27 protein-coding genes are annotated in these 26,937 nt (G+C 52.8%); 18 read left to right on the plus strand and 9 right to left on the minus strand.

From position 1 onward, the window contains the following. Window positions 1-5 precede the first annotated feature (5 nt). From ACRQU7_RS06660 to ACRQU7_RS06685, 6 genes are all read left to right on the plus strand, one after another. Window positions 6-701: a response regulator transcription factor gene (locus tag ACRQU7_RS06660; protein WP_038323413.1), complete on the plus strand. Its 696-nt coding sequence runs from the start codon at window positions 6-8 to the stop codon at window positions 699-701. A 22-nt stretch (window positions 702-723) separates the two neighbouring features. Beyond that, entirely contained in the window at window positions 724-2,457 is a 1,734-nt protein-coding gene (locus ACRQU7_RS06665) for an ATP-binding protein (protein ID WP_444644671.1), read from the plus strand. Between the two features lie 141 nt (window positions 2,458-2,598). Further along, a complete protein-coding gene (locus ACRQU7_RS06670; RefSeq protein WP_444644673.1) occupies window positions 2,599-3,933 on the plus strand; it encodes an FAD-dependent oxidoreductase in 1,335 nt (444 codons plus the stop codon). Next, window positions 3,926-4,810 carry a tocopherol cyclase family protein gene (locus ACRQU7_RS06675; protein WP_444644675.1) on the plus strand — a complete coding sequence of 295 codons (885 nt, stop codon included), beginning with the start codon at window positions 3,926-3,928 and terminating at the stop codon, window positions 4,808-4,810. Before ACRQU7_RS06670 ends, ACRQU7_RS06675 begins: the two co-directional genes overlap by 8 nt. A 66-nt stretch (window positions 4,811-4,876) precedes the next feature. Further along, a complete protein-coding gene (locus tag ACRQU7_RS06680; RefSeq protein ID WP_275716845.1) occupies window positions 4,877-5,011 on the plus strand; it encodes a hypothetical protein in 135 nt (44 codons plus the stop codon). Between the two features lie 12 nt (window positions 5,012-5,023). Further along, window positions 5,024-5,176: a hypothetical protein gene (locus ACRQU7_RS06685; RefSeq protein WP_170949883.1), complete on the plus strand. Its 153-nt coding sequence runs from the start codon at window positions 5,024-5,026 to the stop codon at window positions 5,174-5,176. A gap of 140 nt (window positions 5,177-5,316) precedes the next feature. Here ACRQU7_RS06685 and ACRQU7_RS06690 read toward each other — a convergent pair whose 3' ends face one another. Further along, entirely contained in the window at window positions 5,317-5,487 is a 171-nt protein-coding gene (locus ACRQU7_RS06690; RefSeq protein WP_243122605.1) for a hypothetical protein, read from the minus strand. Between the two features lie 324 nt (window positions 5,488-5,811). Between ACRQU7_RS06690 and ndk the strand changes: the two genes are divergently transcribed. Next, window positions 5,812-6,216, plus strand: coding sequence for a nucleoside-diphosphate kinase (ndk, locus tag ACRQU7_RS06695; protein ID WP_444644678.1), 405 nt, complete (start codon window positions 5,812-5,814; stop codon window positions 6,214-6,216). Between the two features lie 117 nt (window positions 6,217-6,333). Here ndk and ACRQU7_RS06700 read toward each other — a convergent pair whose 3' ends face one another. Further along, window positions 6,334-7,809: a GH25 family lysozyme gene (locus ACRQU7_RS06700; protein ID WP_444644680.1), complete on the minus strand. Its 1,476-nt coding sequence runs from the start codon at window positions 7,807-7,809 to the stop codon at window positions 6,334-6,336. A gap of 527 nt (window positions 7,810-8,336) precedes the next feature. Between ACRQU7_RS06700 and ACRQU7_RS06705 the strand changes: the two genes are divergently transcribed. Together ACRQU7_RS06705 and ACRQU7_RS06710 are read left to right on the plus strand one after the other, a co-directional pair. Further along, complete coding sequence (locus ACRQU7_RS06705; RefSeq protein ID WP_444644681.1) at window positions 8,337-9,920, plus strand: peptide chain release factor 3; 1,584 nt, start codon at window positions 8,337-8,339, stop codon at window positions 9,918-9,920. A 37-nt stretch (window positions 9,921-9,957) separates the two neighbouring features. After that, window positions 9,958-10,905: a bile acid:sodium symporter family protein gene (locus ACRQU7_RS06710; RefSeq protein WP_444645528.1), complete on the plus strand. Its 948-nt coding sequence runs from the start codon at window positions 9,958-9,960 to the stop codon at window positions 10,903-10,905. A gap of 129 nt (window positions 10,906-11,034) precedes the next feature. Here the strand turns inward: ACRQU7_RS06710 and ACRQU7_RS06715 are convergent, their stop codons facing one another. Beyond that, window positions 11,035-11,409, minus strand: a complete 375-nt coding sequence (locus ACRQU7_RS06715) for a VOC family protein (RefSeq protein ID WP_141827700.1) — start codon at window positions 11,407-11,409, stop codon at window positions 11,035-11,037. 338 nt (window positions 11,410-11,747) lie between these two features. Here ACRQU7_RS06715 and ACRQU7_RS06720 point away from each other — a divergent pair, with 338 nt between their 5' ends. From ACRQU7_RS06720 to ACRQU7_RS06730, 3 genes are read left to right on the plus strand one after another with little or no spacing between them, the layout of a single operon-like run. Further along, window positions 11,748-12,404 (plus strand): Crp/Fnr family transcriptional regulator, encoded by a 657-nt coding sequence (locus ACRQU7_RS06720; protein ID WP_444644683.1) that lies wholly within the window; start codon window positions 11,748-11,750, stop codon window positions 12,402-12,404. 28 nt (window positions 12,405-12,432) lie between these two features. After that, window positions 12,433-12,948, plus strand: a complete 516-nt coding sequence (locus tag ACRQU7_RS06725; RefSeq protein ID WP_444644685.1) for an HD domain-containing protein — start codon at window positions 12,433-12,435, stop codon at window positions 12,946-12,948. Further along, window positions 12,945-13,880 carry a TIGR01212 family radical SAM protein gene (locus tag ACRQU7_RS06730; protein ID WP_444644687.1) on the plus strand — a complete coding sequence of 312 codons (936 nt, stop codon included), beginning with the start codon at window positions 12,945-12,947 and terminating at the stop codon, window positions 13,878-13,880. Before ACRQU7_RS06725 ends, ACRQU7_RS06730 begins: the two co-directional genes overlap by 4 nt. 102 nt (window positions 13,881-13,982) lie before the next feature. Here the strand turns inward: ACRQU7_RS06730 and ACRQU7_RS06735 are convergent, their stop codons facing one another. Both ACRQU7_RS06735 and mltG read right to left on the minus strand, forming a co-directional pair. Further along, window positions 13,983-14,711 carry an MBL fold metallo-hydrolase gene (locus ACRQU7_RS06735; protein WP_444644689.1) on the minus strand — a complete coding sequence of 243 codons (729 nt, stop codon included), beginning with the start codon at window positions 14,709-14,711 and terminating at the stop codon, window positions 13,983-13,985. 25 nt (window positions 14,712-14,736) lie between these two features. Then, the gene (mltG, locus tag ACRQU7_RS06740) at window positions 14,737-15,720 is read right to left on the minus strand and encodes an endolytic transglycosylase MltG (protein WP_444644691.1); all 984 of its coding nucleotides are present in this window, start codon (window positions 15,718-15,720) and stop codon (window positions 14,737-14,739) included. Window positions 15,721-15,857: 137 nt separating this feature from the next. Here mltG and ACRQU7_RS06745 point away from each other — a divergent pair, with 137 nt between their 5' ends. Beyond that, entirely contained in the window at window positions 15,858-16,679 is an 822-nt protein-coding gene (locus tag ACRQU7_RS06745) for a mechanosensitive ion channel family protein (RefSeq protein ID WP_444644693.1), read from the plus strand. 237 nt (window positions 16,680-16,916) lie between these two features. Here the strand turns inward: ACRQU7_RS06745 and ACRQU7_RS06750 are convergent, their stop codons facing one another. Then, on the minus strand, window positions 16,917-18,197 hold the full coding sequence (locus ACRQU7_RS06750; RefSeq protein ID WP_444644695.1) for an O-acetylhomoserine aminocarboxypropyltransferase/cysteine synthase family protein: 1,281 nt from the start codon (window positions 18,195-18,197) through the stop codon (window positions 16,917-16,919). Between the two features lie 312 nt (window positions 18,198-18,509). Further along, window positions 18,510-19,739 (minus strand): class I SAM-dependent rRNA methyltransferase, encoded by a 1,230-nt coding sequence (locus ACRQU7_RS06755; RefSeq protein WP_444644697.1) that lies wholly within the window; start codon window positions 19,737-19,739, stop codon window positions 18,510-18,512. Between ACRQU7_RS06755 and ACRQU7_RS06760 the strand changes: the two genes are divergently transcribed. Beyond that, window positions 19,731-20,015 carry a hypothetical protein gene (locus tag ACRQU7_RS06760; RefSeq protein WP_141397585.1) on the plus strand — a complete coding sequence of 95 codons (285 nt, stop codon included), beginning with the start codon at window positions 19,731-19,733 and terminating at the stop codon, window positions 20,013-20,015. The genes ACRQU7_RS06755 and ACRQU7_RS06760 overlap by 9 nt on opposite strands. A 22-nt stretch (window positions 20,016-20,037) precedes the next feature. Further along, window positions 20,038-20,424, plus strand: coding sequence for a hypothetical protein (locus ACRQU7_RS06765; RefSeq protein ID WP_038323433.1), 387 nt, complete (start codon window positions 20,038-20,040; stop codon window positions 20,422-20,424). Window positions 20,425-20,587: 163 nt separating this feature from the next. Here the strand turns inward: ACRQU7_RS06765 and ACRQU7_RS06770 are convergent, their stop codons facing one another. Beyond that, complete coding sequence (locus ACRQU7_RS06770) at window positions 20,588-20,926, minus strand: helix-turn-helix domain-containing protein (protein ID WP_038323435.1); 339 nt, start codon at window positions 20,924-20,926, stop codon at window positions 20,588-20,590. A gap of 387 nt (window positions 20,927-21,313) precedes the next feature. On the opposite strand from ACRQU7_RS06770, the gene ACRQU7_RS06775 reads away from it, so the two are divergent. Together ACRQU7_RS06775 and ACRQU7_RS06780 are read left to right on the plus strand one after the other, a co-directional pair. Beyond that, window positions 21,314-21,658: a hypothetical protein gene (locus ACRQU7_RS06775; RefSeq protein ID WP_038323437.1), complete on the plus strand. Its 345-nt coding sequence runs from the start codon at window positions 21,314-21,316 to the stop codon at window positions 21,656-21,658. Between the two features lie 253 nt (window positions 21,659-21,911). Further along, window positions 21,912-22,760: an HD-GYP domain-containing protein gene (locus ACRQU7_RS06780; protein WP_444644701.1), complete on the plus strand. Its 849-nt coding sequence runs from the start codon at window positions 21,912-21,914 to the stop codon at window positions 22,758-22,760. A 70-nt stretch (window positions 22,761-22,830) separates the two neighbouring features. On the opposite strand, the gene ACRQU7_RS06785 is transcribed toward ACRQU7_RS06780, so the two are convergent. Beyond that, window positions 22,831-23,523 carry a DUF554 domain-containing protein gene (locus tag ACRQU7_RS06785; protein WP_444644703.1) on the minus strand — a complete coding sequence of 231 codons (693 nt, stop codon included), beginning with the start codon at window positions 23,521-23,523 and terminating at the stop codon, window positions 22,831-22,833. Between the two features lie 130 nt (window positions 23,524-23,653). Between ACRQU7_RS06785 and pglX the strand changes: the two genes are divergently transcribed. After that, a complete protein-coding gene (gene pglX, locus ACRQU7_RS06790; protein WP_444644705.1) occupies window positions 23,654-26,914 on the plus strand; it encodes a BREX-1 system adenine-specific DNA-methyltransferase PglX in 3,261 nt (1,086 codons plus the stop codon). Window positions 26,915-26,937: the final 23 nt, after the last annotated feature.

Consider the following 26,937-nt stretch of genomic DNA (forward strand, 5'->3'; position numbering starts at 1 on the left):
ACCACATGGCTCTGATTTATATTGCGGACGACGAGCTGAATATCCGTAAGCTGGTTTCTTTCGGGCTGAAGGACAGCGGGTTTGAAACCGCGGAATTTCCGGATGGGACCCAGCTGATGAACGCTGTCCGGCAGAAGGTGCCGGACGCAATCATCCTGGACTGGATGATGCCGCAGCCGGACGGCCTTGCCGTCTGCCGCATGCTGCGGGAAAACGAGAGTACGCGCGCCGTACCGGTGCTGATGCTTACGGCGAGGGGCGAAGAAATCGACCGCGTGCTGGGGCTGGAAATCGGCGCGGATGATTATATAGTGAAACCGTTCAGCATCAAAGAGCTCTGCGCCCGCGTGCGCGCGGTTCTGCGCAGGGCGGCGCGGCAGGACAATGCGGCGGATCAGGTGCTGACAAGCGGCGACCTGACCGTGGATATCACCCGGCACAGTGTGACCAAAGGGGATGCCGCGATCGAGCTGACCGTGAAGGAATTCGACCTGCTCGTCATGCTGATGAAAAACAGCGGCAAGGTACTTACCCGCGACACCCTTCTGGATAAGGTGTGGGGGATCGAGTATTACGGCGATACCAGAACGGTGGACGTCCACGTGCGCTACCTGCGCCAGAAAATAGAGAATAATCCCGACGACCCGGCCTATATTCAGACGGTGCGCGGGGTAGGATATAAATTCAGCGGACAGAATTAATCTGAATTAATCGGAGGCGGCTATGAAAAGGAAGTTGATGCTCAGCAATGCGGTCATTATCGTGCTCGGATTTATCGCAGCTTTTTTGCTTGCCGCGCTTCAGATCCAGCGGCAGTATCAGACTGAATTCACCCGGCGGCTCGACACCGCGCTGAGCATCCTTTCCACGCAGCTCGAAGAGATCGAGCGCGACCCCGAGACCGCCGCGACCAATGTCGGTGTCGAGCTGGAAAAAACCGGCCAGGAAATGCGCATCAGCATCATCGGTCTGGACGGCAAGGTGACCGGCGACAGCGCCAGGGAAGAGATCAATCAGAACCACAGCAGCCGGCCGGAAATCATTCAGGCGAGGAAAAACGGCCGGGGATACGATACGCGCATCAGCGCCAGCCTGAACCAGCGCTATTATTACGAGGCCGTCTATATTAAGGACCGCTTCTTTATCCGCGCCGCGCTTCCCACTGCGGACCTCGACAGAGTCCTGTACCGGCTGTGGATGGTCGCCGCGCTCAGCATGCTTCTGGGTATCGCCATTGTCTGCGTTGTGACCGGCGTTCTTGTTTACCGCACGACGGAACCGCTCAAGCAGCTGACCGACGCGGCGAGGGAAATCTCCGGCGGCGATTATTCGAGCCGTGTGACGGGGAGTTACAAGGATGAAGTAGGGGAGCTTGCCCGTTCCTTCAACATGATGGCACAGAGCACCGAGACAGCCGTTTCCCAGCTGGTCAGCAAACAGAATCAGCTGGAGGGCGTGCTTCAGGGCATGGACGACGGAGTGCTCGCGGTCAACGCCGAAAATGAAATCCTGTTTTTGAACCAGAGCGCGCGCCGCCTTCTGGAAAAGCAGAGCCTTGCCGAAAAAGGAAAGCTGGAAGGCAGTCTGCTGATTGGAAAAATCGCAAATATGATGAAGCGTGCCATTGAGAATTCGTCAGCCGGAAAAGAGACGGTGCTGGGCGGGCCCAATGAAAAGCAGTTTACCGTTTATGTCTCTCCCATAGCGGGGCCGCAGGAGCAGTCCGCTCTCGCCGTCATCACCGACGTCACGCGGATGCACAAGCTGGAGCAGATGCGAAGCGAGTTCGTGGCGAATGTCACCCACGAGCTGAAAACGCCGCTGACTTCCATCCGCGGCAGTATCGAGCTTTTAAAAAGCGCGGACAGGGACGAGGAGACCCGCCGCTATTTCTACGACGTACTGGATATAGAAGCCGAACGGCTGCACCGGCTGATCGACGATATGCTGGCGCTGTCGCAGATTGAAAATGCGAAGGAGGACCCCTCCGTGCGCCGGTGCAGTGTCCGCAACGAGCTGGAGCAGTGCATTGAGCGGCTTGAGCCTCTGGCGGAAAAAAATCAAATCAAACTTATGCTGGACGCCGACAGCACGCTGTTTGTCGCCTGTTCCCCGACCCGGCTTCAGCAGATGTTCGGCAATCTGATCGAAAACGGAATCAAATACAACAGGTCCGGAGGCAGCGTCTCCGTTACGGCGCGCCGCCAGCGTCAGATGGCGATCATCCGGGTAAAGGATACCGGGATCGGCATCGCGCCGGAGCATTTTGACCGGCTGTTTGAGCGTTTCTACCGCGTGGACGCCAGCCGCTCGCGGGAAATCGGAGGAACCGGTCTGGGACTGTCCATCGTCAAGCACCTTGCCGCGCTTTACGGCGGAGAGGTCGGCGTGGAAAGCGAAGTCGGAAAAGGCAGCACCTTTATCGTCCGTCTGCCTCTTGCGCTGAACGAGGGATAACAGTTTTTGTCCTATTATCTTTTAGAATAGAATATCTGAGAGCGGGAGTATTGCTCCCCATTCAAAAAAGCCGCCGGGAACAGGCGGCTTTTTTGCATATTGCTTTTTTTTTAGTAAACCTTAATGGCGGAGGGATCTGAAATGAAATCAATATGGAGCGAAAGCTGCAGTTTTCCGAAAAGAGATTCACTGAAAAACGATATCGTGGTCGATACCGCGGTGATTGGGGCGGGCATGGCCGGACTTCTGACCGCGTACCTTCTGCAGAAGGAAGGACGAAACGTCGCTGTGCTCGAAGCGGAGCAGATCGCAGGCGGCGTGACCAAAAACACAACGGCAAAGATCACCTCACAGCATGATCTGATTTATGACAGTATGATCCGGGACTTCGGGGAAGAATCCGCAAGGCAGTATGCCGTTGCCAATCAGAAGGCGATCGGCGAGTTTGAGAAGATCATTACGGAGAACGGCATTGACTGCGAATTTGAAACAAAACCCGCCTTTCTCTATTCCCTCGACAGGGAAGAGGAGCTGATGTCCGAGGCACAGGCGGCGGAAAAGCTGGGCATCGACGCGGAGTTTACAACGGAAACCGACCTGCCGTTTCCGGTTCCGGCGGCGGTGAAATTCAACGGTCAGGCCCAGTTCCATCCCCTGAAATTTCTGAAATCCATCTCGGCGGACCTTACGGTTTATGAAAACACCCGGGCGCTGATCGTCCGCGACGATTCCATTATTACCAACCGGGGCAGGGTGACGGCCGATCAGATCGTCGTTGCCACGCATTTCCCGATCGTCAATGTTCCCGGCTGGTACTTTGCGCGGATGCATCAGGAGCGCTCCTATGTCATCGCGCTGAAAAATGCGGGCCGGCTTGAGGGAATGTATATCGACGCGGACCCGGACGGCTATTCGTTCCGCACCTACGGGGAGTATGTCCTTTTGGGCGGGGCCGGGCACCGTACGGGCAAGCATCCGGGTACGGGCTGCTATGAAAAGCTCCGCAGCGCAGCCAGGCAGTTTTTCCCGCAAAGCGAAGAGGTCTGCCACTGGTCCGCGCAGGACTGCATGACGTGGGACAATCTTCCCTATATCGGCCGCTACGCTTCGTCCACCCCGAACCTGTATGTTGCGACAGGGTTTCAAAAATGGGGAATGACGACCTCCATGGCCTCCGCCATGATCCTTACGGATATGATCTGCGGACGGAGGAACGGGGAAGCGGAAGTCTTTTCTCCCCAGCGCTTCCACGCGGCGGCGTCCGCGAAAAATATGCTGGCCGACTTCGGAACCTCCGCTGTGGAGCTGACAGCCGGTCTGTTTTCCCCGCCGAAACGGAAATGTACGCACCTGGGCTGCCGTCTGCACTGGAATCCGGAGGAGGAAACGTGGGACTGTCCCTGCCATGGGTCAAGATTCACCGCAAAGGGAGAGCTGATCGGCGATCCCGCGTTAAGAGGGATCAAGCATGACTGATTACCACGCTCTTCACAAAACCCGTTCCTTCTTCGAGGGATGGTATTTCAAGCACCAAAACGCGGACGGCGCCGTCGCCTTTATCCCGGGAGTCAGCTTCAGCCCACAGGGGGAAAAAAGGGCCTTCCTTCAGGTGATTACCCGGGAAGGCTCTTTTCAGCTGGATTATCCGTATTCCGCGTTCCGCGTCTGCCGGAAACGGTTTTCCGTACACATCGGCAGGAACATTTTTACCAAAAAGGGCGTTCATATTGATCTGGCCGGCCCGGACATCCGCTGTACGGGGGATATCCGGTACGGTCCGCTTACGCCGATTGCGTCGGACATTATGGGTCCGTTTCGTTTTGTTCCTTTTATGGAGTGCAATCACGGCGTCATCAGCATGAAGCATCCCCTGACGGGTTCCATGATCCTGAACGGCGAAAAAATCGATTTTGGCGGGGGTGACGGATACATTGAAAAGGATTGGGGAACTTCGTTTCCCGCAAGCTATCTCTGGGTGCAGTGCAACCGTTTTCCCGATCCTTCCTGCAGCGTAATGGTTTCCATTGCCAGGATTCCGTTCGGACTGTTTCGTTTTCAGGGATGCATTGCCGTTGTCTGCTTTCAGGGCAAAGAATACCGCTTTGCCACCTACTGCGGCGTCCAAATACTCCGCTGTGCGGAGCAGGGATTTCTTCTGAAGCAGGGGAAATATCTGCTGGAAGCGGACATCCTTTCCCAGCCCGCCCACAAGCTGTTTGCGCCGCAGTCGGGCGAAATGTCCCGGATCGTCCGTGAAAATATGTCCTCCGGCGTACGGTTCCGCCTGTATGAGGACAATATGCTTCTTTCTGACCTGACCGGCAAGGACGCGGGGTACGAGTATGTAAAATAGCGCCCTCTTAAAACTGCATAAGATATTTCCCCATGCACATAATAACGGCAAAGGGAGGTGGATGCATTGCCGAAGGACAGCCAGCCGGACAATAAAGAAAGCCGGGTGAAAAAGGCGAACGGACAGACGCCGATTACCCGGGAAAATCAGAATCAAAATAAAAACGCCAAAAAACAGTCCATCAAAAACAACGACGTTTAAGGGGGAAGAATCTTGGCAAAAGCAGGGATGAGACGGCCGGACCCGAAGGAACCGCACGGAACGGAAAGCAACCATAAGACGCATATCCCGAAAAATGATGTTCAGCCCGTTCCGGAGCTTCAGGGAAAAGCAAAGCGTACCAAAGAGAAAGCCCCGCCCATGTAGCGGGTAATTCAATATGTAGACCGGGCGAGGTTTGGGCCTCGCCCTAACAGGGTATATATCCATGCACAAGGCACGTTTTTATAAAGATGATAAATGCCCCGCCGCTAATATCTTCTCCGCGCACAGCGGAGATATGACTGTTAATATTTGTTTATCAGGCCCTGCACATAATCCTGCATTTCCTGTTTGGACTGGATCGCGTGCGTCTGCTGGACAATGTCCTCCTGCCTCTGTTGAGGAAGAGCTGAAAAATACTCCATTGCCTGCGCATTTTGGGCGAGCGCCATGCCAAAACCCAGCGGAAGCTCCACTGTTATCACCTCCCGGATTAGTGTTCGCCCGGCGCGTCGAATCATTCAGCAAATTTACGTGATAACAGCTTGAAAATTGATTGATAAAAATAATGACAGCATTTCCGGTTGATTCTGCAACAAGGTTGCGTTCCTCCCCTCCGAAGGAGGGGAGGAACGTGTTTTGTCTTGCAGACTGAAATGGAAATGCTGTGATTGGCGGACTTTTCCGTAGACGGAAGAAGCAGGAAAAGAAAAATCCGTTTTCATGAAAACTTTCGGAAATTATGATATACTGAATCAAAGATCAGTGGAATCAATCAATGCCGACAGGAGGATGAAACGATGGAAAGAACCTGTATTTTACTGAAGCCGGACGCGCTGAAACGCCGGCTGGCGGGCAGAATTATTTCAAGGATTGAAGACAAGGGATACATAATTGCGGATGCCAGAATGCTGCAGCTGGACGAAGCTGTTTTACGGGAGCACTATTCCCATCTTGCAGACCAGCCTTTTTTCCCCGACATCGTCAAATACATGGTATCCGGTCCCGTGCTCGCCATGATTGTGGAGGGGGAAAACGTCGTTGAGGGAACGCGCAAAATCATCGGCGCCACCCGCTTTGAGGACGCGGCCGCCGGAACCATCCGCGGCGATTATGCGTTCAGCACCCGGCAGAACCTGATTCACGGCTCGGATTCGGCAGAAAGCGCGGAAATTGAAATCAGGCGGTTTTTTGCCCGGCAGTAAATGCCTGACGTCCGTCCATGCCGTTTTTCCATGAGAAAATCAGGCGATAAAAAAGCGGCGGAGAATTCTCCGCCGCCTTGCCTTGTACGATTTTTGATACGCTCAATTTTAATAATATTACGCTACGGTCACAATACACTGACGGACCGCCTGCTGGCCGGGCAGTGTGGAATAAACGCCGGTGCAGCCGGCGCTTAGGCCGCTGATTTTATAATAGTAGCTCGAACCGACCTTCTGCTGAAGGACGGGTTTGAGCACGCTGCCGTTCCCCGTGGTGAATGTCGGAGTGGCGCTGGTGCCGCTCGGGGTAAATTTGAACTGATAAGTTCCGCCCCGCTTGATCGTGAACGGATAGGTCGTGTCGGAAATCACTCCGTTTGCCTTGCCGTTGGCGGTGAAGCTGGTGGAAAGGTCCCCAAGGGTGGTTGTAATGGTAGCGGAACCCTGGTTCACATTTGTGATTCTATAAAGATAACCGCCCGTTGTTTTCTGATAAAACGCTACGGAAACCGCCGAAGGATTGGAGGAAACCGCCTTGGGAATAGTGGATGAGGTGGTGGTTATTTTATAGATATAAGAGCTGTTGGTGCCGAAAGAATACGGCGCTGTGGTATCTGATTTGAAAGTAGTGGTAGAAGGCGTCTGAGAGGGGTCCTGCACCGGATTGGTGGGCTGGCTGGAGGAGGAGTAATCCACGTAGGAGTAGTCCTGGTCGACCGCGCCGCTGATCCCGGGAACACTCGCGGAACCGTACTGCCATACGGTATAAGGATTGCTGTACCGGGCAATGTCTACGCCCCAGTGTGCCACCCATTTGTCGTAGGGGTCCAGAACGGAGCTGGAGAGGTTGGAGTTGAAGATGCTGGGAGAACTGTAAATACCGGCCTTGTAGCCCGCGCTTTCGATCGCGGAGCAGAAGGTCTGGGCGATACTGGAAAGAAGCTCCCGCGAAAGAACACGCTGAGTGCTGTCTTCAATATCGTAAAATACGGGGTAATCGAGCTTGCGGCCATTTAAGATGCTGAGGCACATTCTCGCTTCCTCAGCCGCCGCCGCCACGGTCGTTGCATAGCTGAAATGATAGACGCCCGCCTTGATCCCGTTCGCGGTCGCCCCGTCGTAGTTGGCATTAAAATAAGCGTCGGTCTGCTTATCCCACTGCTCACTGCCGTAGCCGGTGCGGATGATAGCGAAATCAACGCCGCTGCTTTTTACACTGCTCCAGTTAATGCTGCCCTGCCAGGCGGAAACATCAATTCCTTTCAGGACCACGTGTACATTGCAGGTCGCGGTCTGTCCGTCGCTTGTTGTCGCTGTAATGACCGCTCTTCCCAGACCGGCGCCCGTTACCGTGTTGCCTACGACGGTCGCCACACTGGGGTCGCTGGAAGTCAGCACTGCGTCGCTCATAATGCATCCCATAACGGAAGCCGTCAGGGAAGCGCTTTCGCCGACTCTTAAAGCCAGCTTGGTGCTGTCAAGAGTCATAGCTGCGGAAGTAACGGTGCTGGTGTCCGTCGCATAAGCGGCGGTTGTGCAGAGCGATGCAATCATTGCGAGCGCCAATACGAGAGAGACGAGCTTTCTTTTCATAATTTTCCTCCAATTGTTTTCGTTGTTCCACTATGTTTACCCACTGAAATTCGCAAAAGGCATGCATTTTTCTTCTCGATTTTGAAGTAGCAACACTGCACAATACAGCAGGAACGATACAATTTCAATTATATTTTTTATTACTAATTATGTCAAGTAATTACACCAAAAAACTCCATCCCTTAAAATGCGTCAAAATCCCCCAAAAGAATAACAAAACAGACCGGGGAAAGCAAAAAGTGGCAGTTTTCCTGAATATTTCTGGGATTGCGTTTGAAAAGCCCAGGCTTTGTCCCCTGCTTTCTGGGATAAATTCCCTTTTGCTTTTTTTATTCGCACCCGGAAGAACGGCAAAATTATATTTGATTATTTTCAGTAAATGCTTTACAATGAACAAGTGTATTTTTACAGCAATTCCATTTCAGTTTGTGAGACAAAACACGTTTCTTCCCCGCCTTCGGCGGGGAAGAAACGCAAACTTGTTGTAGAATTAACTGAAAATGCTGTAGTTGGTTGGAGGAAGTAATTTGTCAAGTTATGTAAATGAGATTAAGAGAAGAAGGACGTTCGCTATTATTTCCCACCCGGATGCGGGAAAGACGACCTTGACGGAAAAGCTTTTGCTTTACGGCGGAGCCATCACGCTGGCCGGTTCGGTCAAAGGAAAAAAAACCGCGAAGCACGCGGTTTCCGACTGGATGGAGATCGAAAAACAGAGGGGAATTTCGGTTACTTCTTCCGTTATGCAGTTTAATTACAACGATTACTGTATCAATATTCTGGACACCCCGGGACATCAGGACTTTTCAGAGGACACCTACCGCACTCTGATGGCGGCGGATTCCGCCGTCATGGTGATCGACGCTTCCAAGGGCGTTGAAAAGCAGACCCGCAAGCTTTTTAAGGTCTGCACGCTGAGGCATATCCCCATTTTCACCTTTATCAATAAAATGGACAGGGAAGCCAGAAGCCCGTTCGACCTTCTGGAAGAGATCGAAAAGGAACTGGGCATCCAGACCTTTCCCATGAACTGGCCGATCGGTTCCGGAAAAGAATTCAAGGGTGTCTATGACAGAAATAAAAAGGAGATCATCGCCTTTACCGCCAACAACGGCCAGCGGGAAGTGGAGGCGACGGAAGTCGAACTCAGCGATGAAAAGCTGGAAGCCCTGATCGGCGAGGATCACCGCAGAGCTTTGGTGGACGATATCGAGCTGCTCGACGGCGCGGGCTACGAATTTGATCTGGAAGCCGTCCGGAACGGAAAGCTTTCTCCGGTTTTCTTCGGTTCGGCACTCACCAATTTCGGCGTGGAGCCGTTTCTTGAGGAATTTCTGAACATGACCACACCGCCGCTTCCCAGGGAGGCGGACACCGGTCTGATCGATCCTCTGACCAGCGAGTTTTCCGCCTTTGTCTTTAAGATTCAGGCCAATATGAACAAGGCGCACCGCGACAGAATCGCGTTCATGCGCATCTGCTCGGGCAGGTTTGAGAAGAACATGGAAGTCATGCACATGCAGGGCGGGAAAAAGATGAAGCTTTCGCAGCCCCAGCAGCTGATGGCGCAGGACCGCGAGGTGATTGACGAGGCCTACGCGGGCGATATCATCGGCGTGTTTGACCCCGGCATCTTTTCCATCGGCGACACCATCTGCACTCCGCCGCAAAAATTCCTGTTCGGCGGAATTCCGACCTTTGCGCCGGAGCATTTCAACCGGGTGCAGCAGGTGGACACCATGAAAAGAAAACAGTTCGTCAAGGGAATCTCTCAGATTGCGCAGGAGGGTGCCATCCAGATTTTTCAGGAGCTGGGCGGCGGTATGGAAGAAGTAATCGTCGGCGTGGTGGGCACTCTTCAGTTCGACGTTCTGGAATACCGTCTGAAAAACGAGTATAATGTCGACATCCGTATGGAGGGGCTGCCGTATCAGTATATCCGCTGGATTGAAAACGAAGGGCTTGACCCCAAAACGCTGAACCTGACGTCCGACACCAAGCGGATTCAGGACCTGAAGGGCAGCCGCCTTCTGATTTTCGCAAACGAATGGAGCATCCGCTGGGCACAGGAGCATAATCAGGGCCTGAACCTTGCGGAATTCGGCAGATAACGGCGAATACAGTATTGGAGGGGCTCTTGTGCGGTTTATGAGGAGCTTTAATGAGTTTGTTGAGAAATGGATGGCGTTGGTTACGCCGTTCTGCCTTTTTATGGGCGTGCTTTTCGCGTCTCAGTTCAGCCGGATTTTGTTTCTGGTGCCTTATATTTTTGCGTTTATGACTTTTTGCGGCAGCCTGGGGTCAAGGTTTTCCGACATCAGGCGGGTGGTGCAGCACCCGCTGCCGCTGTTTCTGTCCGTTTTGATTTTGCATGCGGTCCTGCCGCTTCTCGCGCTCGGTGCGGGGAATCTGTTTTTCCCCCAAAGCCCGTATATCATTACCGGGATGGTTTTGGAATTCGTTGTGCCGAGTGCCGTGGTCAGCACCATGTGGGTTTCCATCTATTGCGGCAGCACACCGTTCACGCTGGCCCTCCTGCTGATCGATACGCTTCTCGCTCCGTTCAGTGTGCCGTTCAGCTTACGCCTTTTCGTCGGCTCGAATGTGCAGGTCGACACCGTGGGCATGATGAAGGAGCTTTTGCTGATGGTGGGCATCCCGGCGCTTGTGGGGATGACGCTGAATCAGCTTACCGGGGGCACGGTCAAACAGACCCTGTCGCCCAGGCTCGCGCCGTTCGGGAAAATCGCGCTGATGCTGGTGGTCTGTGCCAATTCGTCCAAGGTGGCGCCCTTTATCCGCAATATGACGCCGCGCCTTTTTGCGGTGGCCGGGGCCATTCTGCTGCTTGCCGTGCTGGGATACGCGCTGGGCTGGGCCTTTGCGGTGGCGCTGAAACTGAAACGGGAGCTTGTCGTATCCATGACGTTCGGCTGCGGAATGAGAAATATCAGCGCGGGCGCGGTCATTGCCGCGGCATATTTTCCGGCGGAGGTCATGTTCCCGGTTATGATCGGGACGCTCTTTCAGCAGGTGCTGGCCGCGTGTTTTGCCCAGCTGCTTATAAAGCGCTGCGGCGTTCAGAAAGCAGCCTGATTTTCCACGAAAAGAGAGTTGCTTTCGGTGCTTACAAATGACTGAATCATACAAAACGCGCCCTGACCGGGTTTTTTGCTCCGGGTCAGGGCGCGTTTTTTTGATATCTGTTTTGGGTGGCCTTTCGGTTCAGTTCCTGTTTTCCGCCAGAATTTCCAGCCAGTATCCGTCGGGGTCAGCAATGAAATACAGGTCCATGTCGTGATTTTCGTAGCAGATACATCCCATTTCTTTGTGCAGGGCATAGGCTTCTGCCTTGTCGGGCACACTGAACGCGATGTGGATTTCGTTGTCGCCCAGATTGTACGGTTCCTTGCGGTCGCGCAGCCAGGTCAGCTCAAGCTGATGCTCCGTCTGCCCGTCCCCTAAAAACGCAAGGATAAAGGAGCCGTCCGAGGCGGTTTTGCGCCTGATTTCCGTCAGCCCGAGCGCCTTTTTGTAAAACGCGATGCTCTTGTCTAAATCAAACACATTCAGATTGTTGTGCAGAAATTTCGCTTTCATAAAAACACCTCCGTCTTTTATGGGTTTATTATATTTCATATCGGGCTGCTTTTCAATGCTCTGATCGTCTAAAAGCAGAGCGCTCAGGTTGTTTTTTTAAGGAAATCAAGATATAATCATTTTAAGTATTTCCAATATGCCCAACAGCAACTCCATTTCAGTTTGCGAGACAAAACACGTTCCTTCCCCGCCGAAGGCGGGGAAGGAACGCAATCTTGTTGCAGAATCAACTGGAAATGTTGTAAGGACTGCGGCTATATGGGTTTACAGTAAGGGAAAACACCTCAAGGGGAAGTGGTTTTATTTTTGAGACATTCATCGGCGTTCTCGAAAAATGCGTGCTGTTCAAGGGCATCACACCTGCTGAGATCGCACAGATGCTGAACTGCCTTTCTCCCCGCGGAGCGGATTACGCAAAGGGCGGCTTGGTCGCTCAGGCCTCGGGGCCGATGCAGGAAATCGGAATCGTGCTTGACGGTGCGGTCGCGGTGACGAAGGAAACCCCGCTCGGCGAACGGATCGTTTTAAATAAAATCCAGCCCGGGGGAATTTTCGGGGAAGTGGCGGCTCTGTCCGATCTTCAGCGTTCCCCCGCGACGATTTTTGCGCTGGAAAAAAGCACGGTGATGTTTATCAGGCCGTCTAAAATTTTAATGCCGTGCAGCAGAACCTGCCGCTGGCATACTCTGCTGACGGAAAATCTGATTCATATTGTGGCGGACAGGGCGCTGTATCTGAACCGCAAGATCGACTTTCTGACGATCAAAAGTATGCGCGGGAAGCTCTGCACTTATCTTTTCGAGCAGTACCGCAAGTCGGGAAAACAGCGGTTCACTCTGCCGTACAACCGCAATGAGCTTGCGGATTTTCTCAATGTTTCCCGCCCGTCCATGTCCCGCGAGCTCGGTCGGATGCGCGACGAGGGAATCCTCGCCTTTCGCGGGGACAGCTTCGAACTGCTCGACGTGGAAAAGCTGAAAAGCTTTGTACAGTAGAAACCTGAAAACGGAAGGAGAGAGACAAATGAACAGCCAAAACAGCCGGATTCTGAAAACCATGGTCCGCTACAACGAGGGGGACCCGAAAAGGGTACAGCACGCGCTGAAGGTATATGCATTTGCAAAGTCCATCGGCGAGCTGGAAGGCCTGGACGAAAATACAATGGAGATTCTGGAGCTTGCCGCCATCCTTCACGATATCGGAATCCGGAACAGCGAACGGATATACGGTTCCTCCTCCGGAAAATATCAGGAGCTGGAGGGCCCTCCGGTCGCGGAAGCAATCCTTCTGGAAGCCGGTATCCCGCGTGCGGTGATCGACCGCGTCTGCTTTCTGATCGGCCACCACCACACCTATACGGAAATCAGCGGCCCGGATTATCAGATTCTGGTCGAGGCGGATTTTTTGGTCAATCTTTATGAGGACGGCATGGCCGAAGCGCAGGCACGGTCTGTTCTGCAAAAATATTTCAAAACGGAAACGGGTAAGGAATATCTTTCTGAAATGTATCTGAACTCCCGGGACGGAGCGGCGGTTTGAAAAGTCCTTTCCTTTATTCCAATGACAATAAACGGTATCATACGCTGAGCTATCATCTGAATAAGCTGTTTGACCGCCGGGTTTTCAAGGCGGTGATCGACGCGGGCTTTACCTGTCCGAATCTGGACGGCTCCAAGGGCCTCGGCGGCTGCACGTATTGCCTGTCCGGCAGCGGGGACTTTACCCACGGGGCGGACAGGAGCGTTGCAGAACAGGTGCGCATGGAGCTTGATCGGGTGCGCGAAAAGACACCCGGTGCGGATGTGATTGCCTACTTTCAGGCGCACACCAACACCTACGCGCCGCTTACCAGGCTGCGGGAGCTGTATGAATCCGCCATGGGCGTCGAAGGCGTGTGCGGGATCAGCATCGCCACGCGCGCGGATGCACTGGAAGCCGAAACGATGGATTATCTGGCCGGACTGTCCGGAAAAACGTATCTGACGGTGGAGCTGGGGCTGCAGACCGTCCATGACGCCACCGCCGAAAAAATCAACCGCTGCCATTCTTACGCCGCCTTTATCGAGGCTTTTCAGGCGCTCAAATCCCGAGGCATCCGTGTCTGTGTGCACATCATCAACGGGCTTCCGGGGGAAAGCCCGGAAATGATGCTGGACACCGTCCGGGCGGTCGGCGTGCTGGGAGCGGATGCGGTGAAAATCCATCTTCTGCAGATCATGCGGGGAACTCCCATGGAGCGCCAGCTCGCAGCAGGGGAAGTCGTCCCCATGACGCGGGAAGGGTATCTCGATGTCGTCTGCTCCCAACTGGAGGTTCTGCCGCCCGAAACAGTGATCGAACGGATCACGGGGGACGGCGCCCACGATCAGCTGATCGCACCCCGCTGGGGCGTGGATAAAATCGCCGTGCTCGGCGGCATCGACCGCGCGCTTGTCCAAAAGGATACCTGGCAGGGAAAACGGTATCCATAAAAAAGGAGACCGAATTTGATTCGGCCTCCCGGGATGTCGTAAAAATATCCGTAAATTCTGCGGCTGTGCGGCGTTATCGGCCGTCAGGAACGCATTCCTGTTTTATTTGTCGGCGTTCGGATAGGGAATGATGTCTCCCCTTTGGGTAAAGAACGCGATCCGGCCGCGGTAGCTTTCCGTACGGCTGTCGGTTTTCAGCTCTTCAAACACGGCGGTATTTTCGCTGAAATGCATCGGTATCGCCAGCTCTGCGCCCACGGTTCTCATAAAGTAATCCAGACCGCGCAGCGCATGTTCTTCCAGCCTGGGGTCGGAGGGAACAAACGCGATATCGATCGCTTCGCCTTTCAGCGTGTCGATCTGTTTCCTGTAACGGCGGGTCATTTCGCGGTTGTCGCTGTCGGGCTCCCCGTTCCAGTACCAGTCGTTTAAATCCCCGGCGTGATAAATGCACAGGCCGTCCGCCTGAATGAGGAACGCCACGCCGATATCGGTGGAATCGAGCGTGCGCACCCTCAGGTCGCCAAGGTCGTATTCCTGTCCGGGCGCGACCCTGATTACGTCCTCAGAGGTTTTGATATCGTCGGAGAGTACGTAGCGGATTTTGCCGACGGTTTTGCGCCAGCTGAAAATCCTCGGGTTATAGTGGTCGGGGTGGCTGTGAGAGACAAAGACGACCACATCGAGGTCTTTGATTTCCTCCGGGTCGATGACGCCCTTTTCGAGCCCGCAGCCTTTTGGGGAGTCAAGGTAGTAATCGAAGATAAAAAAATGGCGGTCCGTTTTCAGCGTGAATCCGCTGTTGTACAGATATCTGATTTCGGCTTTCATACGATTCTCCTTCCGTTCGGAGCGGTTACTGCATGCTGCCGCCCTCGATGATGCCCGCTTTGTTCAGGTTCTGCTTGTGTTCCTCATAGGTTTTCGCGTAGTAGTAATTTCCGCTGGAATCTGCGGAAAAGTAAAGGTAGTCGGTGTCTGCCGGGTTGACCGCGGCGTTCAGCGCGGCTTTGCCGGGATTGCAGATGGCCCCAACCGGCAGAGCGGGGCATTTCCGGGTATTATAATAGGAATTGTAGCGGTTGATATCGCCGGTGAGGTTGGGCTTCAGATATTTTTCCACATAAATGACCGTTACATCCGCCTGCAGCTTCATACCGGCCTTCAGCCGGTTGTGAAACACAGAGGACACTTTTGCCATTTCGTTTACGTTTCCCGATTCCTTCTCGATAATGGAGGCAAGGGTGACGATCTGGTCGGTGGTCATACCGGAATAGGTGTAGCTGCCGCCGATTCTGCTTTCGGCGTTTTTCAGCATTTTGCCGAGCGCGTCCTGCGGCTTCATGTCCTTGTAAAATTCATAGGTATCGGGGAAAAGGTATCCTTCCAGCTTGTAGCAGCGGTTCGCGTTGGAACCCAGCTTGCCGATCAGGGAATAATAGCTGAAATCGTAGGAATTCGCGGTGCTCAGCAGTTCGCTTTTTTTACAGACGCCGTTCGCTTCCAGCCGGTCGCCGATCTGCGACAGCGTATATCCTTCGGGAATCACCACGCGCACGGTCTGGGCCTTTTCCGGCTGGGAAGGGGAAGCGGGCGCGGAAGAAGCACTCTGCTTTTGAGAGGAGGTCCCCTTGGATGAGGTCACTGCCTGGGAGGAGACGGAAGAAACTCCGGAGCTGTCCGCCGGGCTGGAGGACGCCTCCGGTTCGGAAGAACCCGTCTCACTGACTGAGGCGCTGCTTGCCTGACTGGAGGACTCACTGCTTCCGTCGTTTTTTGAACAGGCGGAAAGAGAAAAGCAGACTGCCAGTACGGTCAGCATTGCAAGAAATTGTTTCATGTATTGAATCACCTTTTATTCTATCATTTTCTACTATTTTATAACCTTTTTCTATGTAATTCAATAGAATGCGTCATTCTTTGACATCTCCAAAAACAGGAAAACAGATCACTGAACCGTTAAGGGAGGTAATTTTTTTGGAATTCAGCTTTGAAAAATATGGACAGCAGTTCCTTCTGCTGCTGGAATCGTCCCTGCCGAGAATCCTGGGTGCCCTGCTGATTTTAGGGATCGGCTGGTGGCTGAGCAACCAGGCGGTCAGACTGATGTTCCGTGCGATGTCGCGCTCAAAGACGGACACGGGCCTCGTTACTTTTATCAGCTCTCTCGCCAAAGTGCTGCTGAAAATGATCGTATGCATTACGGCGGCGGCCCAGCTCGGCATGAACGTCGGTTCCATTATTGCCGCGATCGGCGCGGCGGGCCTGACGATCGGCCTTGCCGTGAAAGACAACATGGCCAACATCGCCTGCGGCGCGCAGATCATCTTTACAAAGCCGTTCCGCGTCGGGGACTACATCCTCTTTGAGGAGACGGAAGGAACGGTCGAGCGGATCGAAACCATGTTCACCACGCTCAGGACCTTCGACAATAAAGAGGTCGTCATTCCGAACTCCAAAATCACCTCCGGCGTCATCGTCAATTATTCCGCCATGGCGACCCGCCGCCTGGACCTGAAATATACCGTCGGTTATGACGAGGATATCGGAAAGGTGAAAAGCCTGCTCGAAAATCTGTCCGGACGGAATTCGATGGTGCTCGACAGCCCCGCTCCGCTGGTCGTAGTCGGTGAACACGGGGAAAACGGCATCACTGTGGAGGTGAGGGCATGGTGCAAGACGGACGATTACCTGACCCTCTATTTTGACATGCAGGAAAAGGTAAAGCTTGCGTTTGACGAAGCGGGCATCCGGATTCCTCACAATCAGCTCGATGTCCATGTAAAGGCCGGAGAATAATAGTACGGTCCAAACGATGAAGAGCGGCAGCCCTGTAAAACAGGGCTGCCGCTCTTTCAAGCTGCCGATAAAGTAGAGCTCCCTCTTTGAGGGAGCTGGCAGGCAAAGCCTGACTGAAGGAGTTTTATAGAAACCGGACCAGGGAGTTCCTACTCCCTCCGGCACACCAGGCACGCCACCTCCCTCACGGAGGGAGGCTCATTGATTGCACTGGTCGTCTTTCCGGAAATGCACAGCTTACGCCAGCGCCTGCTGGATATCGTACAGAATATCGTCGATGTGCTCGGTGCCGATGGAAAGGCGGACGGTGTTCGGCTTAATGCCGGACTGGAGCAGCTCGCTTTCGTTCATCTGGGAATGGGTGGTGCTCGCCGGGTGGATGACCAGCGATTTCACGTCGGCCACGTTCGCCAGCAGGGAGAAAATTTCAAGACGGTCGATAAAGTCTTTGGCTTCCTCGGCGCCGCCTTTGATCTCAAACGTGAAGATGGAGCCTGCGCCGTTGGGGAAATATTGGTTATATAAAAAGTTGTATTTGCTGTCCGGTAAGGCGGGGTGATTGACGCGCTCCACCTTCGGGTGTTTAGAAAGGAAATCCACTACCTTCAGAGCGTTCTCAACATGACGCTCCACACGAAGGGAGAGGGTCTCAAGGCCCTGCAGCAGCAGGAAGGAGTTAAACGGGCTGATGGTTGCGCCGGTATCTCTCAGCAGAATCACGCGGATTCTGGTCACAAAAGCCGCCGCGCCGACATTCTTTGTAAAGCTGATGCCGTGGTAGCTCGGATCGGGCTCGCTCAGCCACGGGAATTTGCCGGAGGCCTCCCAGTCGAAGTTGCCGCCGTCGACGATGACTCCGCCCAAAGAGGAGCCGTGGCCGCCGATAAACTTTGTTGCGGAATGGACGACGACGTCCGCGCCGTGCTCAATGGGGCGCAGAAGGTACGGCGTCGCAAAGGTATTGTCCACAATCAGGGGAATTCCGTTTTTGTGCGCGATCGCGGCGACCGCGTCAATGTCGATAATACTGGAGTTCGGGTTGCCGAGAGTCTCAATAAAAATCGCCTTTGTATTCGGCTGAATCGCTTTTTCGAAGCTTCCCTCCACGTCGGGGTCGACAAACGTGGTGGTAATGCCGAAAGCCGCGAGCGTATGTTCCAGCAGATTGTAGGTCCCGCCGTAAATGGTGTTGGCGGAAACGATATGGTCGCCCGCGTGGGCAACATTTTCAATCGCATAGGTGATGGCGGACGCGCCGGACGCGGTGGCCAGCGCCGCTACGCCGCCTTCCAGAGCGGCAATGCGCTGTTCAAATACATCGGAGGTGGGGTTCATCAGTCTGCCGTAGACGTTGCCGCCTTCCGTCAGGCCGAAGCGGCCCGCAGCCTGCGCGGAATCCTTAAACACAAAGGAAGTGGTCTGGTAAATCGGAACCGCTCTCGCATCCGTTGCGGAATCCGGCTTTTCCTGCCCCGCGTGTACCTGTATGGTTTCAAACCTGTATTTTCTTTCACTCATTGTCGTTACTCCTTCTGTATATTTATTTCCGTGTTTCGTATCCCGGGAAATCACAAAATTGATTTCCTGTTACAACAATAGGAGGTGCACATTCGGTCATACAGAAAGAAGGGACGATTCAGCTTGTGAAAAGAGTGGGACTTTGTGTTCATAGGGCTCCTCCTTTTATGTAATATTACAATTCATATCAAATTAGTAATATATATTGTTGACATAGTACTACGTTAAAAGAGAAATGTCAAGGGCTTTTTTCTAAAAAAGCGCCCCGGTATCAGGCCCGAAAGCTCCTGATTTTCCGGGGCGCACAATGGTTCAGATAATCTGAAAAATGTAAAACTTCAGGTAATTGGTTTCCGGCACATTCCATAAAATAGGATGGTCGGGGGACTGCTGCCTTGCTTCGATCTGGCGGAGCGACACCTGGGCGTCAAACGCCGCGCTGCGCAGCATGCTGCAAAAGAGGTCCTCCGTCATGAAATGAGAGCAGGAGCAGGTCGCAAGGTAGCCGCCGCGCGGCAGCAGCTTCATGGCGCGCAGATTGATTTCCTTGTACCCCTTCATCGCGTGGTCGACGGTCTGGCGCGATTTGGTAAAGGCCGGCGGGTCGAGCACGATCAGGTCGTAGCCGTCCTTTTTGCCCATCGGCATCTGCGGCAGCAGGTCGAACACGTTGGCCGTCTGGAAGCTCATTTTTTCCTGCAATTGGTTTCGCGTGGCGTTTTCCTCCGCCATGGCGACCGCGTCGGCGGAAATGTCCACCGCGTGTACGTGTTCCGCTCCGCCCTTCGCCGCGTTCAGCGCAAAGGAGCCGGTGTGGGTAAAGCAGTCCAGCACCCGCTTGCCGCGGCTGATTTTCGCGACCGCCTGCCGGTTGTACTTCTGGTCGAGGAAAAACCCGGTTTTCTGCCCGTTTTCAAAGTCGACGGCGTATTCGATCCCATTCTCCGTGATCGTTGTGCGGGTTGCCTGCGGCGTTTCCACCCCGGCGACAGGGAAGAAGCCCTTGTCTTGCTGCATTCCTTCCAGCTCGCGGATAGCGACGTCGTTGCGCTCGTAGATGCCGTCTATGTTCTGGCCGTCCTCCCTCAGAATTTTGCACAGCAGGGGGAAGAGGACGGGCTTCAGCTTTTCCATGCCGAGAGAAAGCGTCTGTGCGACCAGTATGTTGCGAAAGCGGTCCACCGTCAGCCCGGGGAAAAGATCCGCCTCGCCGAAAATGATCCGGCAGCAGGAGACGTCGTCCCCCATCACGGTTTTGCGGTACTCCCACGCGTGACGCAGGCGGCGCTCGAAAAAAGCCTCGTCAAAGACGTCGTTCGCGCTGCGGGAAATCAGCCGGATCCTGATTTTGGAGTGGTCGTTGATAAATCCGGTGCCCAGGTATTTTTCGCGGATGCTGAAAACGTCGGCCAGACCGCCGTTTTCATACGGGCCCTCAATTTTGAGAATCTCCGTATTGTAGACCCACGGGTGTCCGGACAGAATGCTGTTTTCCGCCTTGCGGGTCAGAGTGATCTTAGGGTATCTTCTGTTTTGCTTCATGAATTTTCCTCACAACCTGAAATGATTTTACAGCCGGCCGCCGGATTTCGTATCAAGCGCGGCGAAGGACAAGCCTGTAATGATGGATTTATTATAGCACAAAATTGCCTGCTTACAAGGAAAGCGCCTCATTCATTTTCTGTTCCCATCCGTCAAAAAAATACAGATTTATCATTTCTCGCCGCCATCGTTTACAGTTTTGTAGCAACCACTTACAGTCTTGTTGCTTTTCTTGCTTTCACCGCCGGCGGGTACTATGATAAATTTGTAAAGTGAAAATGATATGGGAGGAATTTCAATGAAAACAGGGAAGTTTGCGGCTGCGATTGTTTTGGTGGCTTTATTGACAATTCTGACCGCCTGCTCAAAAGCCGGAACGGCTCAGAACGGGAAACCGGAAATCTTTCAGCCCGCCCAGTCGGTACAGAACATCGACCGGAACGAAGCAATGAACGCCGTCAAAAATATGATCCGTATGGATTATACAAAATACAAAATCGGCCTGATCAACGGAAATTTTGAATATCAGGGAAATCAGTACTATCAGTTCCTGATTTCCGATAAAAACGAGTCCATAGAGCCGTCCATCATTGTCAGCAAGCACAACGGCACCGTCCTTTGCTATTACCCGGACGACACCGTGACGGAGGTCTATCAGGACGGAGTATTCAAATCCAAATGCTGAACATCTCTCAGAAGCACTCAATAAATAGCTGCTGTTAAGCAGAAAAAGCCGCCCGTCGGGCGGCTTTTTTATAACCTTTTTCAGGAATTTACCGCAAGGCCCGGCCCATTTTCCGTAAAAGGCGGCAGTATATGGCTCCAGACGGCTGGAAAAGGACGGTCTTTTATTCCCCTGCGGATTCATCCCGAAGAAGCACGACCGCTATTTCATAAAGCAGCTTTCGTTTTTCCGCGGGGAGCTCTTTCAGCAGATCCGTGAATTCCTCCAGCTTATAATTGCCGTTTCCGGTGGAGGTCCCTTCCAACAGATAGGTTAAGTTGACCGAGAGAAGGTCGGCGATTTTGCCCAGTATTTTCAGACTTGGCTGCGTATTGGCCCGTTCAACCCTTGAAATATATTCCGGCGTAACGGAAAGCAGTTCCGCCAGATGGGCCTGAGTATAATTTCTGTCACGGCGTGCCTGCTTAATCCTGTGCCCGATCGCCTTATAATCAATAGTCATAAAATCCACCTGTCCAATGTTTTTCATTAATTGATATTTTTAAGTATAGTGTATGGAAGAATGCCATAAAGGAATATATAAGTAAATATTGATCATATAGGTTCTTATGCTATATTAAGAGTTGACGCAATCAGGCGATTTTCGGTCCGATTTTCGATGAATTCGGAAAGGCTTGTTTCCTTTACCCTCATTGTATGTCAATAAATGGGATGTTATAATGACAAAAAGTTCCAGAAAAGTCGACATAACAGGAATGGAAACCAGACGGAAAATATTCGTTAATCTGCTCACATAATCAAGGTGTGGATGTTGACTTGATCAGGTGGGCTTTTAAAGTTGTGTGCTTTTTTCGGAGCTTTTTTAAATGAAAGGAAGGAATTTTAATAGATGGAATCGTTTGAAAGTGTTGATAAAACGCTGCAGAGAGGATTGACGGAATTTGTAAAGCTTCGTCTGAAAATTCACCATAGAAAATATAAACAGGAAAAGGAAAAACGTGATTTTAAGCTGAACCGCAAGCTGGATCAGGAGTTTAACGAGCTGCTGACCCTGCTGGAGAAGGATAAAAAGAGCCTGCTGATCGATTATACGGACCATCTTTGCCAGAAATATTTTGGGCTTGACCGGTGGTTCTATGAGCGTGGGTTAATGGATTGCCAGAACTACTATAAAGGACGATGGAGGGGCGTAATGAACTGTCAGGTTCTGCAGGATGAAAAAACAGATCCTTGAGGAGCTGAAATTCTTTAATATAGGGTGGCAGACGGACTCGTCTGCCGCCTTTTTGTGAAATTACACGGAATAGAAAATGAATAGCGTAAATATCTTGAAAATATTTACCTATAGGTTAATATTGACATATTAATCCATATTATGCATAATAGTTACAAGAAAACATTTTTTCTTTGCAATGTGATTTGAAACCGAAATTATCAAACCAATTTGCGGCTTTCAGAAACAGATCGGAATAAAGGAGATGGATAAGGTGGTCACTGAAAAGAAGGTATACACGAGCAGGGATGTCTATAATAAAAACGGAATCTTACTGGTAGCGAAAAATGAATTGCTGACCGAAGAAGCACAGGCAAGGCTGAAGTCGATCGGCGCTCTGAATTTCCGGTATCCCAAAAGTGATTCACCGGAAAAAACAGACGGCGTCGGTGCGGAAGAGACAATACGGAAAAGCTGTGATCATATGCAGGAGAAAATGGGACAGAACTGCACTGCTTTGCTGTCAAAGGCTTCGGATATTCTGACCGCCGTCCTTTTTCAGTCCAAAGAAATGCCGTGGTGGGCAGCGGTGCTTGCTCTTGAAAATTACATAGACTGGCTTTATACCCACTGTGTTGATGTTGCGCTTCTGTCGACGATGATGGCGATCGAGCTTCGGTATTCCGATTCCCGCCTCACTCAGCTTGCGCTGGGCGGTTTTTTGCATGACGTCGGCAAACTCTTAATCCCCAAAGCCATGATTCAGAAGCCCTCCAAATTGAGCAGGGACGAATATACGATCATGAAGCAGTATTGTGTTCTGGGAGCGGAAATGTTACAGGGCATAGAGGTCCCGTCCGTTTGTCTGAACATTATTCTGCAGCATCATGAAAGGCTCGACGGCAGCGGATATCCGAACGGGCTGAAGGAAAATCAAATTTCAGAGGAAGCCCAGATCGTCATGATTGCGGACGTTCTGGACGCAATGACTTCTTATCGGCCCTATAAGAAAGAAAAAACCATGAGCGAAGCCTTTCTGGAGCTGCAGAAAGAAGAAGGGCTGTTCAATCCTGATTTGCTGAAGCAGTTTGAAAAACTGCTGGGCCACGGGAAAACAGGGTAGGATACCCGAAAAGGCCGCTGCCGAGAATCCGGCAGCGGCCTTTTCGGGATATGCCGATATCGGGAAAACCTTATGCGATACCGATTGCTTTTTTGATGAAATAATACAGAAAAGGAAGAAGAATGGCCGGCAGCATGTTGCCGACCTTTATTTTTTTGATTTTCAGCATGTTCAGCCCGATCGCCATAATCAGGATGCCGCCGATGGCCGAAATTTCCCGTACCATTTCGTCGGTCAGCAGGGACTTGAGAGAAGACGCCAGCAGCGTGATAATGCCCTGATAGAGAAACACGGCTGCGGCGGAAAAAATCACGCCGAAGCCCATGGTCGAGCTGAGGAAAATGGACACGATGCCGTCGAGCACCGATTTGGCGAACAGCGTCTGGTGATTGCCGGTCAGCCCGCTTTCAATAGAGCCGACGATCGCCATGGAGCCGACGCAGAACACAAGACTGGCGGTCACAAAGGCTTTTGCGACGCTGCCGTCCGTGCTTGAAGTCCTGCTTTCGATCAGCTGGCCCAGCCCCGCGAGCCGGTCCTCAATTTTCAGCGCCTCGCCGATGATGCTGCCGATCACCAGGCTGAAAATCAGCAGCACCAGATCGTTTGTTTTGATGGCGCTCATCATTCCGATCAGCAGGACGGACAGCGCGACCCCGTCCATAATGGTTTCACGGTAATTATTCCGGATACCGCTTTTTAAAATCAGTCCCAGCGCCGTTCCCAGCGCAATGGACAGCGCGTTGACAATGGTTCCTAACATGTTTCAGCACTTCCCCGTTTCTTCATATGGTTTTAATCATATATCATTTTGGGAATCGGTGTCAATAAGATTAACTTTTTGGCGAAGATATGGTATGATAGTCTCATTCGAAGAGAAGGGGGATGGTAGGGTGAATAAGGCGGCAATCCGGGCTTTTGCGGTTGGCGCCAGAGAAAAACTCATCGCGTCCGTCTCCCGGCGCGCCGTCGAACTGACGGCGCAGAAACGGAACCCGTTTCCCGGACTGACGCAGGACATTGAAAACACCGGCTTTCAGACCGTAGTGGAGGAAGTTTCCTATACGTGGTTTATCCGTATCATCGGTATCCGGTTCATGGAGGTCAACGGCTATCTGCCGGGGAAGGTGCGCGTCCTTTCTTCCGAACAGCCGGGACAGATTCTTCCGGATATCCTGGCGGCCGAGCCGCCGGAGGACCGGTCGGACGAGCGCTTTACCGCGCTTTTTATTTCTGTCTGCCGGTCCCTCGCCAAAGTCCTTCCGGAGTATTTTGAAAGCGAATGCGATTATCTGGAACCGCTGCTGGAGCTGTCCTTCCGGGAAGCGGACGGAGTTGTCCGCAGCCTTGTGGACGGAATTGCCGAGGAGGACTTCCGGGAGGCGGTTGAGATCATCGGCTGGCTGTACCAGTATTACAACGACGCCCGCCGGAACGAGGTCATCAGCCTTTACGGCGGCAGGGTAAAAAAAGAGGACGTCCCGGCGGCCACGCAGTTTTTTACCACGGACTGGGTCGTGCGCAGCATGGTGGACAATTCTCTCGGCCAGTACTGGCTGGAACGGAATCCGGACAGTGCGCTCAGGAAAAAGCTGGAATTTTATCTTGGGGCGGAAAATGCCGCCGTCCGGGAAAACATATCACCGCAGGAGCTGAAGCTTCTTGATCCGTGCATGGGCAGCGGGCATATCCTTGTCTACGCGTTTGACCTGCTGATTGAAATTTACCGGGAATGCGGGGTGAGCCCGCGGGACGCGGCGGAATTGATTCTTCGCCGCAACCTTTACGGGTTTGACATCGACAGGCGTTCCTGGCAGCTTGCCTGCTTTGCGCTGCTGATGAAGGCGCGCGGATACAATGCGGATATTCTGACGCTTGGAATCCCGCTGAACCTGTATGTCATCAGGGAAGGGTCCGGGATCGGTGAGGACCTGCTGTCCTTTGTGGCGGACGGCGACGGGCAGATCAAAGCGGATTTGCAGAATCTTCTTTCAGCCCTTCACGGGGCCGCCGAATACGGCAGCCTGCTCCGTGTGGAGCCGGTCGGCTTTGACCGGATTTTCCGCAGGGTGGAGGAAATCAGGCGGCAGCCGTGCGACAGCCTGTTTGCGCTCGCGTACCGGGAAGATACCGTCCATAAGCTTTTGCCGCTGCTGCGGCAGGCCCGGGCAATGGCGGGAAAATATACGGTGGTTGCGACCAATCCGCCTTATCTGAACCGCATGAATAAAAGGTTGAAATCCTATATCAATCGGCATTACCGCGACTATGCGGGGGACCTGTTCTCCGTATTTATTTACCGCAGCTTCGGCTTCTGCATTCCAGACGGCTACTGCGCGTTTATGTCGCCGTTTGTCTGGATGTTCATCAAATCGTATCAGAAATTAAGGGAATACATCATCCGGGAAAAATCGATCTCCTCGCTGATTCAGCTGGAGTATTCCGCTTTTGACGAGGCCACCGTGCCGATCTGTACCTTTGTTCTGAAAAACGGGCCGGAAAGCAGGCCCGGCGTGTATCTGAAGCTCTCCGACTTCCGGGGCGGCATGGAGGTGCAGAAACAAAAGGTGAGGGAAGCGGTGCGGAACCCGCACTGCTCCTACCGCTTTGAGACTTCTGCAAAGCAGTTCGCCCGCATTCCCGGTATGCCGATCGCCTACTGGGCGGGCGAAAAGCCGGGGGAGATATTTTCCTCCGTCCCGCCCCTTTCCGAAAGCGCGGCGGTTACGAACGGGCTTTTTACCTGTGACAATAAACGCTTCCTGCGTTTCTGGTATGAGGTAGCTCCTGAAAACATCCATTTCCATTGTACCGACCGGGCCGGCTGCCTGCAGAGCAGCCGGAAATGGTACCCCTATAACAAGGGCGGCGATTTCCGGAAATGGTACGGCAATCAGGAATACGTGGTCAATTTTCAGCATTTCGGGCAGGAGATCAGCGAGTTCCGCGTAAAGTCGGGACAGTCCGCTTCCTTTCCCGGCCAGGGCTTTTATTTTGAGCAGAGCGTGTCCTGGTCGTTCGTCAGCTCCTCCAAATTCGGCGTAAGGTATTATCCGAAGGGCTTTGTGTTCGACATCGCCGGGTCCTCCGTTTTCCCGAACCGGGAGGACGATTTCTATTATATCCTTGGATTTTTGTCCAGCAGCTGTGCTTTTTCCATGCTGAACCTGATGAATCCCACGCTGAATTATCAGGCGGGCAATATCGCCAAGCTTCCGCTGCGGGTGGATGAAACCGTGAAACAGCGGGTCGGTATGCTGGTCGTTGAAAATATCGAAATTTCCAGGGAGGACTGGGATTCCTTTGAAACCAGCTGGAATTTTCGAACTCATCCGCTGCTTCATTTCAGGACGAAGGAAAAAAACTGTAAAATTGCCGATGCCTTTGCAGCATGGAAGGATTTTACCGACCTTCGCTTTCAGCGGATGAAGGAAAACGAGGAAGAGCTCAACCGGATTTTTATCGACCTTTACGGTCTGCAAAACGAGCTGAAGCCGGATGTGGAGGACGGGGACGTCACCATACGCCGCGCGGAGCTTTCCCGCGATATCCGCAGCTTCCTCAGCTTCGCGGTGGGCTGCATGTTCGGGCGGTACGCCGTCCCCGGCTATGACCCGCAGGGAGGGACAGATCTCCTGCCTGTTACCCCGTATCTGGAAAACGACCTTGCCGTGCGGCTGGTTTCCTTTGTGAAGCTTGTGTTCGGTGAAGAAACGCTGGAAGAGAATCTCTCTTTGATCGTTTCCGCGCTCGGCGGGAGCGGCGGCGCGGTGGATGTTATCCGGAGCTATTACGGGAATGAATTTTACCGTGAGCATATCCGTATTTATAAAAAGAGGCCGATTTACTGGATGATTGACGGCGGCGCTTTTCAGGCGCTCTGTTATATGCATGCCTATGATGAAAACACCTTCGCCCGCGGGCTGGATTTTTTGAAAAAAACGCAGTCCGGGCTTGAAAAATATACGGAAAAGGAGGGGCTGACCAAAAAACGGCAGGAAAGACTGACGGAGCAGCTTACCCGGCTGCGGAATTTCGGCGGACGGCTGGAAATTGCCGCGAAAAAGAAAATCCGGATTGATCCGGATGACGGTGTGTTGACGAATTACGCAAAGGTGCAGGGTGGGGAAGCACTTTTTCCCCCAATCAAATGAATAAGTAATGAATAAGTGAGGTT

Source organism: Caproiciproducens puteiluti, assembly GCF_052442865.1.
In the GTDB taxonomy this organism is placed as follows: Bacteria; Bacillota; Clostridia; order Oscillospirales; family Acutalibacteraceae; genus Caproiciproducens.

Coding starts and splice junctions, on each gene's coding strand:
- ACRQU7_RS06725 (WP_444644685.1), top strand. CDS start 12,433: ATGAACAGCCAAAACAGCCGGATTCTGAAAACCATGGTCCGCTACAAC.
- ACRQU7_RS06750 (WP_444644695.1), bottom strand. CDS start 18,197: ATGAGTGAAAGAAAATACAGGTTTGAAACCATACAGGTACACGCGGGG.
- mltG (WP_444644691.1), bottom strand. CDS start 15,720: ATGAAACAATTTCTTGCAATGCTGACCGTACTGGCAGTCTGCTTTTCT.
- ACRQU7_RS06715 (WP_141827700.1), bottom strand. CDS start 11,409: ATGAAAGCGAAATTTCTGCACAACAATCTGAATGTGTTTGATTTAGAC.
- ACRQU7_RS06785 (WP_444644703.1), bottom strand. CDS start 23,523: ATGTTAGGAACCATTGTCAACGCGCTGTCCATTGCGCTGGGAACGGCG.
- ACRQU7_RS06675 (WP_444644675.1), top strand. CDS start 3,926: ATGACTGATTACCACGCTCTTCACAAAACCCGTTCCTTCTTCGAGGGA.
- ACRQU7_RS06660 (WP_038323413.1), top strand. CDS start 6: ATGGCTCTGATTTATATTGCGGACGACGAGCTGAATATCCGTAAGCTG.
- ACRQU7_RS06670 (WP_444644673.1), top strand. CDS start 2,599: ATGAAATCAATATGGAGCGAAAGCTGCAGTTTTCCGAAAAGAGATTCA.
- ACRQU7_RS06755 (WP_444644697.1), bottom strand. CDS start 19,739: ATGAAGCAAAACAGAAGATACCCTAAGATCACTCTGACCCGCAAGGCG.
- ACRQU7_RS06775 (WP_038323437.1), top strand. CDS start 21,314: ATGGAATCGTTTGAAAGTGTTGATAAAACGCTGCAGAGAGGATTGACG.
- ACRQU7_RS06735 (WP_444644689.1), bottom strand. CDS start 14,711: ATGAAAGCCGAAATCAGATATCTGTACAACAGCGGATTCACGCTGAAA.
- ACRQU7_RS06710 (WP_444645528.1), top strand. CDS start 9,958: ATGAGGAGCTTTAATGAGTTTGTTGAGAAATGGATGGCGTTGGTTACG.
- ndk (WP_444644678.1), top strand. CDS start 5,812: ATGGAAAGAACCTGTATTTTACTGAAGCCGGACGCGCTGAAACGCCGG.
- ACRQU7_RS06770 (WP_038323435.1), bottom strand. CDS start 20,926: ATGACTATTGATTATAAGGCGATCGGGCACAGGATTAAGCAGGCACGC.
- ACRQU7_RS06765 (WP_038323433.1), top strand. CDS start 20,038: ATGAAAACAGGGAAGTTTGCGGCTGCGATTGTTTTGGTGGCTTTATTG.
- ACRQU7_RS06700 (WP_444644680.1), bottom strand. CDS start 7,809: ATGAAAAGAAAGCTCGTCTCTCTCGTATTGGCGCTCGCAATGATTGCA.
- ACRQU7_RS06665 (WP_444644671.1), top strand. CDS start 724: ATGAAAAGGAAGTTGATGCTCAGCAATGCGGTCATTATCGTGCTCGGA.